The following is a 17,967-nucleotide window of genomic DNA, read 5'->3' as shown; positions in this document are numbered from 1 at the left end:
CAGATTAAGGTTTTTGAATTTTTACAGTTGCAGTATTACTTAATCCAAAATTTCCTGAGACAATCACTCTGTCTTTCGTTGTCACATTGCCGGATTTTATCTGAATATATTTATCCGTTTCCACCCCTTTTGTGATGTCTGTTTTTACGGCTGTTGTATCATTGATTAATTTCATCACCCAAAAAGAAGACTGAGTTTCATCACTCAAAACTGCCATTTTAGGAACGGAAAGTCCATAAGCTGAAGTTTTGGAAAAGCTAATCGTACCAATCAGATTTTCAGGAATATTGTTGTTGGAAACTTGTAATAATACTTTTACAGTTTGCGAAACAGCATCAACGGAAGGCATCACTTTTGCGATTCTTCCCTTCAACATAGTATTGTCGGGTAAAGTAATCGGTAAAGAACCTTTATTTTTTATAATTTGAAGATATTCATAAGGAACATCAACTACAAAACCAAAACTGCTTGCATCGGTAATCGTTGCCAAAACTTCCCCATCCTGTACATAATCTCCTATTTGATGATTGAGCATTGCAACATAACCTGTTGCAGGACTTATAACCGTAGTTGCACCATTGAATCGGAATGATTTATCCAATTTATTGATGGTATTTCCAAGCGCTCTTGCTTCCTTGGTCTGCAATCCGAAAAGTACTGAACCCTTACCGACACGATCGGCTAATTTGATGGTCATTTTTGTGATATAACCGTTGCTGTTGGCTTTTACGTCAGATTTTAACAGGTAAGTTGCTGTTGCATTCAGCGTAATCATATTATTGAGTTGAGCTGTATCAGAAGGATAAGCTACAGTAACTAATGTTTTTGGTTTTGCGTTTGTTGATATTGCATCTGCCGGAGCATTTTCTGCGGTTTTATTACAACTCAAAACAACCAGAGAAACTATAATAAAGGTGATTATTTTTTTCATAATTATTGAACGATAAGATATTGCAACTGATTTTTCAGATTGAATAATATTGTATTGTATTGAATGATATTTCCTTTAAGACTCAGTAAATTATTAATAGATAAAATAAAATCTACCATTCTTACATCGCCTGTCGGAAGCTGTTTTGCGTTGGCTTCGACCAAAGTTTTGGCGTAAATTATCTGTTGATTCGCAGTCTTTATCATTTTGTCATACTGCTCCATTTGATTATTAACCTGAAGAATCTGCTGTTGATATTGTCTTTGGGTCTGTTCGAGATATTTCTGGCGAGTTTGCAACGATAATTGGTTTTGCTGCAACAGCATTTTTTTCTGATGACCGTCATAAATCGGAATTGTGACACCAACTCCGACGCTCAATCCAAAATTTTTATACGGCGTAAGCACAAATGAAGACTGGTAACCACTATCTGAAAAAGCTGTGATTTTAGGTTTGTAATTGTACTCGATAATTTTTGCGTCATTTGACAATTTTAAACTATCTGCCCGAAAAGCTTCTGCGTACATACTTTCATCAAATGATTTCGGATTCAGAGCTTCAGTAAAAGAAGGTTTTTCTATAGGTTCAAAAGTATCATCAACGATTCCTGAAAGGTATTTTAACAGAGAATAATTGTTTTGCCAATCGGCTTTTTGCTGTTCTAAGGTTAATTCATTTTGTTGAAGGGTAACTTTAAAAGTTAAATAATCAGTTTGTTTGAAAACCGCAGATTGGGTAAGCTTTTTCAAAACAACATCTTCCTGATTAAGTAAATGAATAATTTCTTTGCTTAAATTATATTGTTGCTGACTAGCATAAGTGGCAATATATTGATCGGTAATCTGTTTATTAAGTGTTTGAAGACTTATATTTTTCTGCGCTAAAACCTGCGCAATATTTGCATTAATTCCGGCAAGTCTTGTATTCAAATTATTACGGCTGATAAATTCTTTGGCAACACGAACACCTGTAAAAAGTGATTGCCCGTTGGTTAAAGCACTGTCATATCCCCAACCTTTTATATTTGGAGAATACCCTGCGTTTCCTTCTCCTGTAACAATAAAACCGTAAGATGCTTTTAATTTTAAGCTGTCAATTTTATTGGAAATAACTTGGTTGTTGTAATCGTTTAAAAGCGGACTGTTGGATTGAGCCGTTGCAAGAAAATATGACAATGTATTAGACTGTGCATTTATTTTAAAACAACTGAAAAACAGCATCGAAAATAATAAACTACGGATGAGATATGTACGAAAAGTAACCATATTCTGTAAATTATATGGCAAAGATGGGACGTGATTTTGTAGAAATTTAGAATTACTGATTTATATTTCCTGTATTTCTAACATAGAAATATGCCATAATTAAAACACAAAGAATACCTAAAATAAATCCGCCTAAAACATCTGTAAACCAATGCGCTCCAAGATAAACTCTTGAAACTGCTCCGAAAAAAATCATAGAAAGACAGATAATAATCAGAAATAATTTAAACTTATACTTGATATTCTTTAAATGGAGAATGATCAATATCAATGCTCCAAAAAATACGGTGTAAAATAAAACGTGTCCGCTCGGAAAACTCTGATATTTTGTTTCTTCTAAAAGGACAACCAGATCTTTGGAGGGGCGTGGTCTGTTGATCAGCATTTTTAGTCCTAATCCTAAAATCCCGGACAAAAGCGTAGAAACCATCAAAACAGCTTCTTTTTTTAATCTTAAAATAAAAAAGATAAGTAAAATTATACCGACCATTACAACCGAAACCGATGTTCTGCCAAACCAGCTCAGCCAAATCATCAGTATATTAAGGTCAGGAGTTTGTTTTTCCTGAATTTCTTCTGAAATATGGATGTCCAAATATTCCAGTGGCAGAAAGAAAACAATACAGCTTAATGTTATAAAGGCGATTAAAAATGTAATAAGCGTGGCTCGGAACAAAAGCCTTTTGTTGTTTTGCAGAAAAATTATCAATCTCATAATTTAGGAATTAACTGACACAAAATAATATCCTAATTCTGAATTAATTTTGAATCTCAGGTTTTAAAAATTGATTGAAATTCAAATTTTGCCCCCCCTTTAACTAACAAAAGACTGATAATATTATCAATCTTTTGTTAGGTTTTTATCTTTCAGAATATTTTATTTAGCTTTCATTTTTCCATTCTTAAATCTCACACTTGCTGTCTGATAATAAGAAATGGTTTGAGAGGCCAATTCCTGATTTTTTGTTTTTATTTCGGATAAAGTCTGTCTTTCATTTCCTGAAACTCCAAACTGTTTTAACCTTTTTCTATCGTCAATCTGGGTAAAAATATTTCCTTTCAGCATTCCCAATGTTCTGTAATTGCCAATAAAAGCTCTTTCATCTCCAACTTTAGTTTGATTGATGTCTTTTCCATACAAACTTGTGTTGTAATTCCAACCAAGATATCCGAATAAAGTCGGCATCAAATCGATCTGTGAAGTCAAACGATCAATTCTTGTTGGTTGTTGCTCTGGAAGATTATAAATAATTGCAGGAATGTGATGTCTGTCAATATTGATTTCCCACTTCCCGGCACTGCTTGCACAATGGTCTGCAACTATAACGAAAACCGTATTTTTGAACCAGGGTTTAGTTTTCGCATCTGCAATAAATTTTCCTAAAGCATAATCTGTATATTTCACGGCAGCATTTCTGTCACCTTGCGGAAGGTCGATCTTTCCGGCCGGGAAAGTATAAGGTTTATGATTGGAAGTCGTCATTACAAACTGAAAAAACGGTTTGTTTGCTTTAGTAATCTTATCAGCATACTTGATAGATTGATTATAAAGATCCTCATCACAGATTCCCCAGGCATTTTCAAATTTCACTTCGTTATCAGGAATTGCAAATCTTTGTGTTTTAATCTCGTCTGATAAAGGATTACCTCTGTTTCTGTCAACAATATCAAATCCCTGTCCACCAAAAAAGGTATTCATATTATCAAAATAACCATCGCCGCCATAAATAAAATAGGGCTGATAATCTTTTGATTTTACAATGGTAGAAACGGAAAATAAATTCTGATTATTAGGTCTTCTTACAATGCTGTTTCCAGGTGTTGGAGGAACGGATAATGTTAAAGCTTCCATCCCGCGAACGGTTCTGGTTCCTGTTGCATAAAGGTTTGTGAAGAAAATACTTTCGTTCGACAACTTTTCATAGTTAGGTGTAAGATGATCTTTATTGCCAAATTCTGTCAGAAAATCTGCGCTGAAACTTTCTATGGCAATAAGGATGATATTAGGTCTTTGCTCCTGATTTCCTGTAGTGAGCCTTGATATATCATCATATTTTGCGGTTGTATATTTTTGGTTTTCCTGTAAAAGATTCTTCTTAACCATTGAATAAGCTTCTTTTTCCGAAAGTTTCGGGTAGAAGGTTTCATAATCAAGCTCGTTTGATTTGAAGGCAGTTAAAAAAGAAAAAGCACCGTTTTTCCCCAATTCATTTACCACCAAATTATTACTGAAATCCGCCTGCTTGTTTTTCATCACCAAGCCTAAAACAATGGCAATTGCCAAAATCGGAAGTGAATAAAATAAACGATTACTGATAGAATTCTTATCCGAAAAAGTCTTTTTGAAGATATTCAGTTTTTTAAATAAAACAAACGTAAGGACGATCAATCCTACCAAAACAACTCCAATTACAGGTAAAGGATATGACTGATTGATGTTTTCGACAACTTCATAAGTATAAATAAGATAATCTACCGCAATGAAATTGAACCTCACGCCAAACTCATCCCAAAAAGGTATTTCTGCCAAAAGGCTAAAATAAATAATAATGAAAATCAAGCTTAGATAAAAATAGGTGAAGATTTTATCAAACAAAGATCCGATCCACCTTTTCGGAAAGATCAAAAGATAAAAGGCGTAAAATGCTAAAAATAAGGAACCCATCGTCAGGTCGAAAAAGAACCCTGTGAAGAAAGCTCGCAAAATATGTAAGAAATTAAGCTCAAGATCTTTTAAAGACCAGATCAGTAGTATTATCCTAATTACAAATGCTAAAAAAACATATAAACTCAGAACACCAAAAAGTGTTGAAAATCTGCCACTGAATAACTTTTTCATAAGTAAGGATAATAGATTAGAGTGAGTAAAATTAAAACTGCGATCGCAGCAAATGTCATCGCTCCGGACGCTATGTCCTTAACGAAACCTATTTTTTTATGATATTCAGGATGAACGAAATCGCAAAGTTTTTCCACTGCAGTATTCAGGCTTTCTGCCGTTAGAATAAGTCCAAAGCCAAGTATCTGAAACATCCACTCAACTTTTGTGATCTTAAAATAGAAGCCTAAAACAACGAAAACAACCCCGATGAAAGACTGTGTCATTATCGAATGTTCCGTTTTCAGTAACAGAAATGCACCCTTAAAGGTGTATTTAAGGCTTTTTGCTCTTCCTTTCAAAAAACCGTCCCTAATATTTTTCATTCTAAAATCTTACTATTTTGTATTAAATTATTGTTAAGAATGAACTTTTGTAAATATATAAAGAATTGTATCGCATAAATGAAAATATGCAACAAAGCTAAAAGTGAATTTTGAAGAAATTTCGAATTTTACAGTTTTACAGAAAAAATGTGCAAATTATTTTCAAATTTATAACTGATCGTCCAGTGGTGGAATTTGCAAATCACACTGATGATGGCTAATCCCAAACCACTTCCGCTATTGTCCGCAGAAAGCTTCGAAAATCTTTTAAATAACAGATCTGTATTTAATTTTTCAGTTCCGGAATTGGCAACTTCAAATACTGAATTTGTCAATTTCACCGATATTGCACCGTCACGGGAAGTATGACGAATTGCGTTCAAAATAAGATTATTGATAAGAACTTCTGTCAGCCCGCTATTACCGTTCAATTCAACATTAGAAGAAATATTTTCTGCAAGAGAAATATTCTTTTGCTGAAAATGTTCATTAAAGACATCAAGACTTTGGTGCAATAGATCATCCAGCCTAATGCTTTCAGAATTATCGAATTGGCTGTTATCTATCTTTGCTAATAACAAAAGGTTCTTATTAATTCTTGAACTTCTCGTTAAAGCTTTGTTCATTTCCTCGGCAATGTTGTATTGCTTTTCGGTCAGGTTTGCATCTTGCAGTAGAAGATCAAGTTTATTTTTCAAGATGGCCAACGGAGTCTGCAACTCGTGAGACGCGTTTTCTGTAAACTCTTTCTGCATTTTATAAACGGATACGTTATGAGTAATTAACTTTCGTAATGACTGATTTAATTCTTCAAATTCTGTAGTGTCTGTATTGTCAAATTCAATCTGCGTCTGTGTGTTTAAATTAAAATTCTTCAGTTTATCAAGTGTGTTTCTAAAAGATTTCCAAATTGTTTTGGACAATCTCCTGTTAAGTATAAACAACCCTGTCACAATCAAAAGAAAAAAGAATAATGTAATGAGACCAATGATCATTACAGTGCCTTCCGTTTCCTCAATATTGGTCTCTATGGTAAAAAGATAAGGTTGTTTTTTTATATAAATGACCTTTTTAAGACATCTGTAGCGTTCGATCGTCGGGTCCGCAGAAAAAGGTTTATATTTTTCAGCTGTAAAAAGTGAGTCTTTCCTTAAATAATTGGAAGTTATTTTTTCAATATTGGTTCCTGGTTGGATATGATTCCATAAGGTAATACTGCTTTGTATTTCTTCTATGGAAGCATTCATTTTGTTAAATTCATAGCCTGTTTTTTCTGCAACGATCTCGTTGTGCTCGTCAAGTTCATCCTGCCATATTGCATCGACTACGAAATAATATACTGGGATACTGAAAACCAGAACGATCATTACGAAAATTAAAAACGGTCTAGTAGTTTTACTTAATAGTGGCTTCATAATTAATCAAATATTTTCCCATTTATACCCCGTCCCATAAACTGTTTTCAAGTAATGGTCACAGCCTGCTTCATATAATTTCTTTTTAAGATTCTTGACGTGCGCATAGACAAAATCGTGGTTATCCAACATATCCGCAAAATCACCGGAGAGATGTTCTGCTAAGGTGCTTTTAGAAATAACTTTATTCTTGTTTCCAATAAAGTAAATAAGAAGGTCAAACTCTTTTTTTGTGAGGATTATCATTTGATTATTAATAGTAACAGTTTTTGCTAAAAGATCTATCTGCAATTCATTTTGTTTGATAACATTAGAATTATTAAATTGTTTTCTTCTGATAATTGAATAGATCCTTGCCATCAGTTCCGAAAGATGAAAGGGTTTTGTAAGATAATCATCAGCCCCTAACTGCAATCCTTTTATTTTATCATCCAGGGCATTTTTCGCCGAAATAATAATGACCCCATCTTGTTTATTCTGTCTTTTTAATTCTTCTAAAATGGCAAGTCCATTACCGTCAGGGAGCATAATATCCAACAGTATGCAATCATACTGGAACGTTTCTATTTTGTCCATTGCTTCGCTGAATGTGGGTGCAAATTCACATATATAATTTTCTCCGGAAAGATATTCGGAAATACTTTTAGCTAGCTCGGTTTCGTCTTCTATTATTAGAATTTTCATGCTGCTAATTTATAGATGTAATTTAGAAGAAATTTCGAATTTAAAAAATCTGCTCTAGTAAATACTTCTAATATCTGTATTCACTATTTTTTATCTTTTGGCAAAAGTAAAGTCATAAGAATATGTAAAATGACATTTCAGAAAACAAATTCGATTGTAAAAAAATTAAAGTTTAAGAAAATTTGAAATTCTTTCTGTAAAATATTATTCAAAATTATAATCGGATTCTTTGTCAAAGTAATCAACATAACCAATTTGATGAACACCTGTTCTTTCAATTAATTGATAAGAAACTTCTTCCTTTTCTTCTAATTTTGAATCAACTTTTGCAATGACTACAACCTTATGAAATTGAGGCTTAATAATTATTGTAAGGAATCCTGAATCAGTAAAGTCACGTGATATAATTTTCCAAGTCATTTTTACTGCACTACCCTCACCAATTTTAGGTTCAATGTAAAAATTCCCTGTAGTAAAATAATCATCCTGTACTAAAGTTTTGTTTTTGGGAACTATAATTAGAGAATCATCTGAATTACTATATTCTCTGACTGTATTGATATACTTTGGGTTATGAAGAAAATGTCCTTTTTCCGCTCCAATTTTTTTAAAATCACCCTCGAATTCAAGTTCTATTTTGTAATCTTCAATTACTGCTTCTCCTGTATTTGTGATCTGAAGCTTCAACCAACAATATTGCTCCCATTTAATCTTAGGCATCAAAGGATTTTTACTCATATCAATTCTACCAAAGATATCATTAAAGTTTTTAAGACCTGATTTAGAAACGTGCTCTTCTGATTTATATTTTTCTAACAATTCATTGAGAGATAGACTCAAATCCAAAATATCTTCCTCAACATTTTCATCCTTTACTATATATCTTTTAATCGTTTTTTGAAACTTCGGAAAACAGATCATCTCATTTCGACCATTTGAAAATAAGACGGATAGGCTCTTGGTACGATGAAAATCCTCGTTCTTAACGTACCAATTGTAAACACGAGGAAACTCAGATAATTTACGTTCAAAGAAATCCCAGAAACATATTTGTATTGTAAATAACCCTATTTCAACATTTTGTACACTTTGAGTTCGTACATACTCTTCAATTTTTTGATCTTTAGGCAATGATGTTGCTATAACAAGCTTGCTTAAATTTGGTTTAAACGATTTAGCCTTCTCAATTTCCTCCTGAATATCTCTTATTGAGATCCGATTGGGAGATCCATCGATCAAATTTAATTTTCTATTCTTACATTGTATCCCATTATATTTTTTGCCACCATTAACCGGACCGAAAATATCTACACCATGTTGTCCTTGTGCATTATCAGAATTAAAATCAATTTCGTGAGGTATGCTCCATATCTCTCCCCAAAGTTTTAAACACAGCGTTTCAAAATCTTGCCAGTTTTTTGGAGGATGTATATTTAAAGGGGATTTCATCTGGTTTAATTTTTACCTATAAATATAGCAACAAAAAAATAAATTTATAACCTATTTACATACCCTATAATAGTAAATGTGAACTTTAATAATAATTAAAATTCAATACTTGAAAATTGCGAAATTCTTTCTAAATCTTCCACTAAATATTTCGATATCTCTTCGGTTATGGGTACAAGACAAGCACGGCTAACTAAAGACTTACTAATCCAGTGCTAAGTATTCTTATTTTTTTAAAATTAAATTGCATCAAACATAAATTATCAAAAATTATTTGTCAAAAAGAACTTTGTAATTCTTGTTTAATTTGGCTCAAACGAACCAAATCATCTATAAAAGTGTTTGAAGATACGCTCGTCTTGGTCACAAACAATCAAAATATCGCCACTTGTCTTCAAGTAGCGATATTTTATATTGTAAATTCTCTTTGTAAGTTTAATGTGGATCAATATTATAATTTTAAGAGCGATTCCTAACCTAATTTACCTCGGTACCGGCTTTCCTTTTGCCTGAGCAAATAAGAAAGCAACAATCAGAAAAACTTTTCCGATTATGGCTTCTTTAAATTAAACCATATTAAAGATTTTGTTGTTATTCCTTCTATTTTACCAGATAAACTCAGATGGCATCTGTCTTTCAGCAATTACCCTCAATGATTTTGTCACATACAATCTTAAAAAACAGCCCGGTTCAATATTATATACAAGTTTATCTTTTATAAGAACTGACATAGAATAGCCTTTCTGGTCAAAATTATAAATAACGATCTGTTGTTTGGGATAGATTTCTTTAAAATTAACCGTCATCTTTGCCTGTTCGCCAATGACATGGATCAACCTGTTCCTGTCGTCTATATCCAGATAGCCGGAAGGGTCAAGTTCATATTCATGCGGATCCAGACGGATGGCATATTTTTCATTTACAATTTCATCTTTCAGATCAGCAATACTGCCGTCAGGAATAAAAATACTGTTCGGGCTTTCTTCTTTTGATTTAAAGTTTGCGGTTGCTTTAACGCAGCCTTCTACCCTTACCTTGTTATCAGAATCCGCTTCTCCTCCGATTCCTACAGTCTGTTTTTCATAATGATAATTAATTCCTTCCCATCCATGAATATTGCTTCCGAACTTATAATATTCATTAACCTTACAAGCAATAGCATTTTTATAACTGGTATCTATCAGTCCGGATTCATTGGCAAAATAGTTATCCGTGATCATTACTTCATTTCCTGTAAAGACAGTGAAGTCCTGATTCAGTCTCAGTCCGTTCTGAAAAGCATCATTCCACTGCTGAATGTTGGTGATCGTAAAATCTGCCTGCGTCCAGAATTTGTACCATGAGGTAGACCAGTTTCCATCAATCCCTTTCCTGATTTTCAGCATCGGAACTCCGGAACCGTTGATTCCGGTCTGGTTCGCAAAAGCCAACTGATAAGAAGAATCTCCTGTAGAACCCGTGGTACCGTCCCAAGGCGAATAGGTCATAATCCCGGCATAATTTCCCGATCCTCCCAGTCCGGCAGAGTTTGCTGCTGCAAAGTCAAATCTTACTCTTCTAGGGGTTAAATTCGGAGCGATATCATTTGGATTCCTGGATCCGTCCCTGGACGTTACGAAAAAGTTTGTAAGCGTAACAGAATTATTTCCGTTTATTTTTAATGCCTGTCCTCCTTCACCTTCATTACCTGTACTTAATTCGATTTGGTTTTTGTTTACAGCGTGGGCTCCGAGTGTTGCATCCGGAATAACCGGACTTTGCAGGAAGGTATTGGTATTGGTAAATGTCTGAATTCCGTTAAAAGTGGCATAATTGCTTAATTGAGTGTTGAGATTAGGTTGCGTTACATAACTTCCAGCACTAATGTTTCCTAAATTATCTGCATTTCTTGCACTATCTACCCTTACTCCATAAGTATTAAAACCATTACCACCCACCAGGGTTGGGTAAGACTCTGACCAGGCTACATCGGCATCTTTATTAGATTTATTTACTCCCCAAGGTGTAATACCATTTGAAATGTCAAAAACCGTATGTCCATTGCCATAATTTCTCCAGGCTAATTCGCCAATCGTTTTTCTTCCGGATAATAGCCATGCATTATTACCTGTTCCCCAATTACCTGCATCAGGAAATACTTCTTGAGACAGCAAATATTTGAATTGACCATCTAATGTATAGATGTAAGGATAATCATTTATATTACCTCCCGAAAAACCTAAAGATCTTATTGTATTATCTCCGGCTTCTAAAAGTCTTCTCCAAGTTTGACTTCCCCCACCATACCAGGTTTTATAATAAATACCCTGCTCTGTTGAAGTTCTTGCCATTAGTGTAAAGCCTAAATTTTTAGAATCTTTGTCGTAAGCGTTAAAATTCGCAAATGTACCTTCAACTGTTTTATTTGCAAGGGCACCATCAAAATTAGTTCCCGTATCACCAGTCGAAATCCATTGAGAACCATTCGCTACTAAATTATCCTGATGTGCAATGCTTCCTTTGTGATTATTATAGTATTCGGAAGGCTTAAAATTCTCGCTGTTCCATAACCATCTCGGTAAAGACCATAATCCATTGTCCCCGTTTCTCGTCCTGATCCCTATGGCATTTGAATCTCCATGATATGCTGCGAACAATTCAACATTGTAGGAAGGATTTAATCCCGAAAAATTAATAACGGAACCTGCCCTGCCGGAACCTGCCCAGTTATAATCAAACCAGACTTTATTGGCTCTCGAACCGGAACCCTGATTGATTCCTCCCGCACCGTCAACCTGAACAGCCGAACCATTGGTAAGAACACCTGCATTGGCTGCATTAATCCATTCGGTTACATATGCCTGCGTAAAATCTCCGGAATGCCAAAGCTTTTTGTTAGACGTTTTATTTCCTGCTCCATCAATTCCTGTTAAATAAGCATTTGTTCCGCTATAGTCGAAAGCCATACCCGCACCGTAGAATCCGTTACCGGTTTGAGGATGCTCTGCCCAAATAAGCAAGGAACCGTATTCATTTTCATTATTAGGTCGGTAGAAGCCTGATTTTATAGGTTTAAAGGAATTTACAGGAAGGCCTGTATCTGGTGAGTAAGCCTCAACAGTACCTGTATGATTTGAGCCAAAAATATATTTATTTTTGTCTTCATGGCTTCCACCTCCCAAGAGCAGCATTTGATTACTGGAACCATCTTTAACATATCCCGCAGCCCTCACAAAATCAAAACCATTTCCGTCCATATTCATGAAGTAAAAACCATTTCCTCTATAACTCAGTGTTCCGGCATATAATCCGGGCTGGTGAAATGCCAATGTTGGAAAAATTGTATTCGTACTACCATTTCCGTTTATCATTACGGGTGCGCCCGTATAACCGTTACCTGTGGAGACTGAGAATGTTTTTCTGCCAGCAATATTTTGTTCCGTATCTAGAGTAACATAGTTATTTAAAGAAGGAATTTGCTGTAGCACCCAATCTTTGTAGGCAAGCTGTCTCCAGATAGGCGAGTACGTTCCTGCACTTACATTTTTAGTGAAGATCTCACTTTCTCCATTAATGCCAAACAAAGTTCCGTAACCTCCCGGATGTGTAGCAATAGCAAGAATACTATTGGCATTATTAGGAGTAGGGAACATATTAAATGAACCTACAGATCCTGCACTAATTCTATGGACAAACTTAAATTTATTATCGTCCAATAAAGTATGGGTATCAACATCACCATTATGCTCCTCATTATATAATGATAGATGGGTATGATTACCATTGGCTTTGCTGTTCCAATTATTAATATCCGATTGATTAAAATCGTTGTTGCCCCAGTGCCTTACCCATTCGGACCAGACTCCATCAGCTTTGGTTCTGGAGAGAATATTGCCTTCATACCTCTGGGTCTGGATTTGTGAAGCGGAATATGTATTTTCAGTTTCAAAATGAAGTAATCCTCTCACATTATCATTAATACCTAAATTAGCACCACTGTTCTGCGTACCATAACCAATCTGATAAAATCCGGAAGAGGTTAAATTATTTGCATTGTTTGCCGAACTCAGGAGACTCATAGGTTGTGTGTTAAACCTATTAAACTGCCAAGCATTTATATCTCCCTGAGAAAAGTGTCCAGTATTCCAATAATCAACATAGGACTGATACTTTGAAACACCCTGCCAGCTTCCTTGAAACTGTCTTAGCCCAAAACCGTTTTTGCTGAACATAACCAGGTTCTGGTTTCCTCCCGAACCGTCCTGATAACCTCCAAAATGAAGGTAGTCTGCATAATGGTTCGCCTGGTCTCCGTTATTGAACCAGTTGGTAAAACCGATCTGCAGCTTCTGTGTTCCCAAATGTGCCGGCTGAATATTTCTGTTATCCCAATACCCTACATACTGTCTCCAGCCGTTTATTTCGCTCTGGGTAATGTTATAAACAGAATGGGAGGTCGGAATGTAATTATTTGGATTGAAATTATGCTGATCCCAGATAATTCCTGCACCATATCCGGATCTGTTGTGCAATAAATTACTGTTACCGCTCTCAAGATAAACATTCGAAACTACGGGATTTCCCAGATAAAGCTTGTTACTATTGCCTGCATGTATTACCTGACCTCCTGATAATACCGGTGAATATAAGCCTTTGCCATTAAAAAAATTTCCAGCTGTTATATCGTTTTTCGTGTAAATATTCCCATTATCCTTCACAAAAAACTTATAGTCTCCGGCATCACCGAAATGGAAGGAGATCCCTTCGCCTAGACTGTGATAGCTACCTTGAAAATAAGATAATCCCCAAGCCGTAGAATCTCCGAAATTCCATATTTTATTTCTTTGGTTGACTTTATAGTATCGGTTTACGAAACCTTCGTCAGACTGAATAGAACCTTTCGCATGAATACCGTATGCAGGAATATGTTGTGAATCAGTATAGCCATCAGAGGCTAATATCCCACCTGATAATAACCGTTGTGCATTGCTTCCATTCAGTACAGCAACATCCTTATCGGAATCCATAGCCCAATAGCTGGCAATATTTTTCTTTTCCCAAAAAGTATTTCCGGAAATCAGCTGTTCTTTGGTAAGTAAATGCTCAAGAGTGATCTCCACTCTTTTAGTTCCTCCCGGATCCGGATTGTCGGATACAGAAACAACCCTGTTTTTTCCCTGCTCCAAGCCACCGTTACCTATTGTTACTTTCACATCGAATCCCTGCCAGTAAGATAATGAAGGGAACCAGAAACAAAGCTTGCCATTAAGGTTTAAGGCAATTATATAATTCCAGTAATATAATGTAGAATAACCGGATCTTGCAATAATGGTATCGTAGTAAATGTATCCTTGTATATTTGCTATTAAAGGATTTCCCCCTCCATACATATTTCCTTTCATTTCTAAAAGAAACTGGTCTCCATAGGTTTGAGAATAATCTACATCTGTTTGAATTAACGTACCCTGAGGAAAATTTCTTGCTGAATGGAACCAATCGTCTTCTTTTTTTCTACCATCATAATGCCCCCCGTCTCCTGTTAAAAAATGATTATCAGAAGAACCTTCTTTAATATATCCTGCTGCTTTTGTATTTGTATAATTGCCTGCACCTGATTCAACTCTAAAATTAAAGTATCCGTCGAACTGCACACTCCCAATATCCATACCTGAAGAGAAAAAAGATATGCCGGCCTTAGAACCATTCCATCCGGCTACAATCAATGAAGTTTCATTAAATCCATTAGTCCCTGTTCTGTTATTAAACCATTTTAATGATTCTATATTTTGATCGGTATTTAAAGTAACATAATTACCAATGGAATGGTAGGCTTCATTCCACTGGTCTGAATTCCCGCCCGGGGTCGTAAATTTAGGAGAAGTGGTATTTCCGTAGAAAGTTGCATTCTTGCTGAGCCCGTCGATATCAAGCAACTGATACAAATGAGTGTTTGACGAATCCCTCCAGTTAACCTGCCATTGGGAATTCCACATATAAAATCCGATATAGTTCGGCATGGAGCCGGATGCATCGGGAAATGCCAGGAATTTAGGAATTACCCAATCGGTGGTGGTAATCTTTTTAAATACCTTATCCGCTGTAATAGTTTGCTCCGTGTTCTTTGTCACCAGGTTAGTAAGATCAGCTGATGATGCAAAATCCGAGACATCCTTATGTCCTCCCCCTCCTAGTAATACATGATTGTTATCCGAATTACTTTTCTCAAAGCCACCTGCTTTCACATTATAAAATGCGTTATCATCTCCATTCTTAAAATAAAAACCATCAGAATTGAACATGATCTGGCCTACATGGGAACCGCCTTTAGAATAAGTCATCGAAGGTAACGAACCGTCATCAGCATAGATCTGTAAAGTATTATTAAAGGGAGCATAATTACCTCCCGATGTCACGAAAGATTTTATGCCTGTGATTAGCTGATTCGTATTTACAGTTGCCAAATTAAGATCCGACACAATTTCTGCATGTGTTCTGATGCTTAATTTTTTCGTTGCAGAGTTCCAAACCACCACAGAACCTGTATCGTTTGGAACTCTTTTCACAATAATTTCGCCTTCTACGGCGATGTGATTATTAAAATATTCAGGTGCGATCATTAGTCTATTCTTGCGGTTAAGGTAATTCTGTATTCATTTGGGGTAAGGGATGCCAGTACATCGATCTGCACATCATTGACAGAGGTAGGTACGCAGCTTAGATTGATTTTCCTGTTATCGGCATTGCGGTAGCAGATATAATCGACATTGCGGGTATTCCAGCCATGGGTAATCGTGAAAGTAACGGATGAGCCGTCACCGATCTGCCAGGTACCGGATTTAATTTTTGCATCCAGAACCGCTTTTGTAGATTTCGGCGTCATGGCTTTTAACGCATCTGTTCCGGCGACAGCTTCCACATCCGTAGCGACCTGGATCAGTCCTTTCACCGATTCTGTAGCATCCACAATATCAGGAATTCCTTTTTCAATAATCTGATAATTGGCCGTGTTGCCGGAAGCATTATCGGTATTGGCAATAAGGTGGTCACCAATTGAAACGGGTTCATTGCCAATCCAACCGCTGGCGGTAATCACCCATACCATTCCTGTTTTGATGGTGGCTGACGTCACTGGGGACGGCGCTGTCATAGAGCCTTTGACGGAAGAAGGAATATAACCTCCGGGTTGATAAATCAGCGCTCCCGTAAGGCTTTGCCCGATCAGATTTTCAATATAGGTTTTAATCTTATTTGATGACCAGGTAAAAGTACCCGACTGGATGGCATCATTCAGGAAAATGGAAACAATATCGGCATTGGTAAGATTCCGGCCTGCTATTTTAATGACATGCCCCGAACTGTTGGTAAGGATCTGGCTCAGCAACATAAGACCACTCGTCTGGTCGGTCTGAAACGGATTATTTGTAAGCGGATAATCGGGATGCACATAATTCTGCGCCAGGTTGATCCATTCGGTTCCGTTCCATTGATGCAACTGACTTTTATAATCAATTATCCAGCCGGCCGGAACTCCATCTGTGCTTGGAAGCGAGGTAAACTGTTGAAATCGGGTACGTCTGAGCTCTCCGAAAAAATTATCCTGATGCGCGTTATTGCTTATCACTGCATTGTTGTTCATATTTTTATTTTTATGGTTTAACTTTTAAAATGAGAATGTTGATTGGATTGACGAGGTCACCAAATATTTTAACCTCTATAGTCTGATTGGTGGCATAATCGTCGATATTTATTTTTTTGCCGGTCACGCTGTCCCGGGCCTGGATGATTACATTTTCCGTTTCAAGAACATTAGGGAATACAGCACTTTCCGTGACCTGTACTACTGCACTGGTACGTGTCTCTGATATTAAAAGTACCTTATCGTACATTTGTTTGTTGAATTCCTGCTGGTTTCTGGGGTTGTTCAATCCGTTATAGTCAAGCAGAAGCTTTATTTTATCTTCGGACAAGCCTGCCTTTAAAGCTTCAAGATCATCCCGGCTTTTTTTTATAAAATCAACAATTTCCTGGAGTTCATCTAAAGACAGGTCATTAGATAAAAGTATCTTGCTTATATCTTCTATCTTCAGCGCCAGTTCTTTATCTGTGTCCTTCAATGCGTCAACGAAGCCGTTTATCTGGATTTTAGTATACGTATTACCTGTCTGATCAGAGCTGTCGGTTGTCGCCATACTGCCGATTCCGAGTTTATTTTTCCAGCTGCTCACATTAGTGGAGGTTAGATTACCGGCATTCAGCAAAGCCAGATAGCCGGAATGTGCCTCAGGATCTTTTAAATGCTCCTGAAATGCTCCTGCATCGACAAATGACTGAAGAATTTCTTTTAACCCTTTAATATTTTCCCTTGGAATTGGATCATCTTTATGAAAAAAGGCTAAAAATGTTGCTTCAAACTGTGCTTCCGTAGGAATTTCCCCAGTTTTGAACCAATTTAAAATTGTATTTAATGGTGTATTCATTGAATTGCTGAAATTAGTTTTTAATAAAATTGATAATTTGAGAAAGGCTCTGATCATTCAGAATTCCGTGGCCATATATGAAGCTTTGTATTTCTAAGCGATGGTAATTTTGATTCTCTTGTCACTCTTTTTATCAGTGAATTTTATAATCATTTTATCCCGAAAGACATTTTTGTGCATACCTGGGAATTTTATATCAACAATATGGCCTATATATCATATATTTCCGGTCTGCTGTTTTCAATAACTGTTAGACAAAATTGTTATTCACTCTTCTTTAGAATTCAAAATTCACTTTTTTTTAAGTCCTGTGAAAGTTTTTCGCCCTTCCCAATCTGTAGTTGCAGTAAAGTCACCGCATTTGAAAAATTCAGACAGATGCTCCCGACTGGTAAGGGGTACTAATCCGCCTTCAGGCAAATGCCCTCAACAGAAAAAAAAAAAAACGTAGATCGATGTTAATCAATTATTTAACTCTTATACAGACTTAATAATCTGCAGAATTATATGTAGTGAATGATTTAATTAAGTATATTGTGGTCTTTAAATTAGGCTGTGGAGTG

11 protein-coding genes are annotated in these 17,967 nt (G+C 35.9%); all 11 read right to left on the bottom strand.

All coding sequences use genetic code 11. The features are described from left to right. Positions 1-4: 4 nt before the first annotated feature. Positions 5-931, bottom strand: a complete 927-nt coding sequence (locus ACED20_RS00640) for an efflux RND transporter periplasmic adaptor subunit (protein WP_294332963.1) — start codon at positions 929-931, stop codon at positions 5-7. 2 nt (positions 932-933) lie between these two features. Then, complete coding sequence (locus ACED20_RS00635; RefSeq protein ID WP_294332964.1) at positions 934-2,196, bottom strand: TolC family protein; 1,263 nt, start codon at positions 2,194-2,196, stop codon at positions 934-936. Positions 2,197-2,248: 52 nt separating this feature from the next. Beyond that, positions 2,249-2,911, bottom strand: coding sequence for a phosphatase PAP2 family protein (locus ACED20_RS00630; RefSeq protein WP_294332966.1), 663 nt, complete (start codon positions 2,909-2,911; stop codon positions 2,249-2,251). A gap of 162 nt (positions 2,912-3,073) precedes the next feature. Further along, on the bottom strand, positions 3,074-4,726 hold the full coding sequence (locus ACED20_RS00625; protein WP_294332968.1) for an LTA synthase family protein: 1,653 nt from the start codon (positions 4,724-4,726) through the stop codon (positions 3,074-3,076). A 305-nt stretch (positions 4,727-5,031) separates the two neighbouring features. Continuing rightward, the gene (locus ACED20_RS00620) at positions 5,032-5,400 is read right to left on the bottom strand and encodes a diacylglycerol kinase family protein (protein ID WP_294332970.1); all 369 of its coding nucleotides are present in this window, start codon (positions 5,398-5,400) and stop codon (positions 5,032-5,034) included. Between the two features lie 128 nt (positions 5,401-5,528). Further along, entirely contained in the window at positions 5,529-6,815 is a 1,287-nt protein-coding gene (locus tag ACED20_RS00615; RefSeq protein ID WP_294332972.1) for a HAMP domain-containing sensor histidine kinase, read from the bottom strand. Positions 6,816-6,821: 6 nt separating this feature from the next. Continuing rightward, the gene (locus ACED20_RS00610) at positions 6,822-7,499 is read right to left on the bottom strand and encodes a response regulator transcription factor (RefSeq protein ID WP_294332973.1); all 678 of its coding nucleotides are present in this window, start codon (positions 7,497-7,499) and stop codon (positions 6,822-6,824) included. Between the two features lie 204 nt (positions 7,500-7,703). Then, a complete protein-coding gene (locus tag ACED20_RS00605) occupies positions 7,704-8,948 on the bottom strand; it encodes a hypothetical protein (protein WP_294332975.1) in 1,245 nt (414 codons plus the stop codon). A gap of 605 nt (positions 8,949-9,553) precedes the next feature. Further along, on the bottom strand, positions 9,554-15,544 hold the full coding sequence (locus ACED20_RS00600; RefSeq protein ID WP_378103269.1) for a pyocin knob domain-containing protein: 5,991 nt from the start codon (positions 15,542-15,544) through the stop codon (positions 9,554-9,556). Further along, positions 15,544-16,563 carry a hypothetical protein gene (locus tag ACED20_RS00595; RefSeq protein WP_378103268.1) on the bottom strand — a complete coding sequence of 340 codons (1,020 nt, stop codon included), beginning with the start codon at positions 16,561-16,563 and terminating at the stop codon, positions 15,544-15,546. Before ACED20_RS00595 ends, ACED20_RS00600 begins: the two co-directional genes overlap by 1 nt. A gap of 10 nt (positions 16,564-16,573) precedes the next feature. Then, the gene (locus ACED20_RS00590) at positions 16,574-17,404 is read right to left on the bottom strand and encodes a hypothetical protein (protein ID WP_378103267.1); all 831 of its coding nucleotides are present in this window, start codon (positions 17,402-17,404) and stop codon (positions 16,574-16,576) included. Positions 17,405-17,967: the final 563 nt, after the last annotated feature.

It is taken from the genome of Chryseobacterium sp. sg2396 (genome assembly GCF_042610505.1).
GTDB lineage: Bacteria > Bacteroidota > Bacteroidia > Flavobacteriales > Weeksellaceae > Chryseobacterium.
Note: the sequence above shows the minus strand (reverse complement) of the source record. Positions and strands in the feature narration are given on the sequence as shown.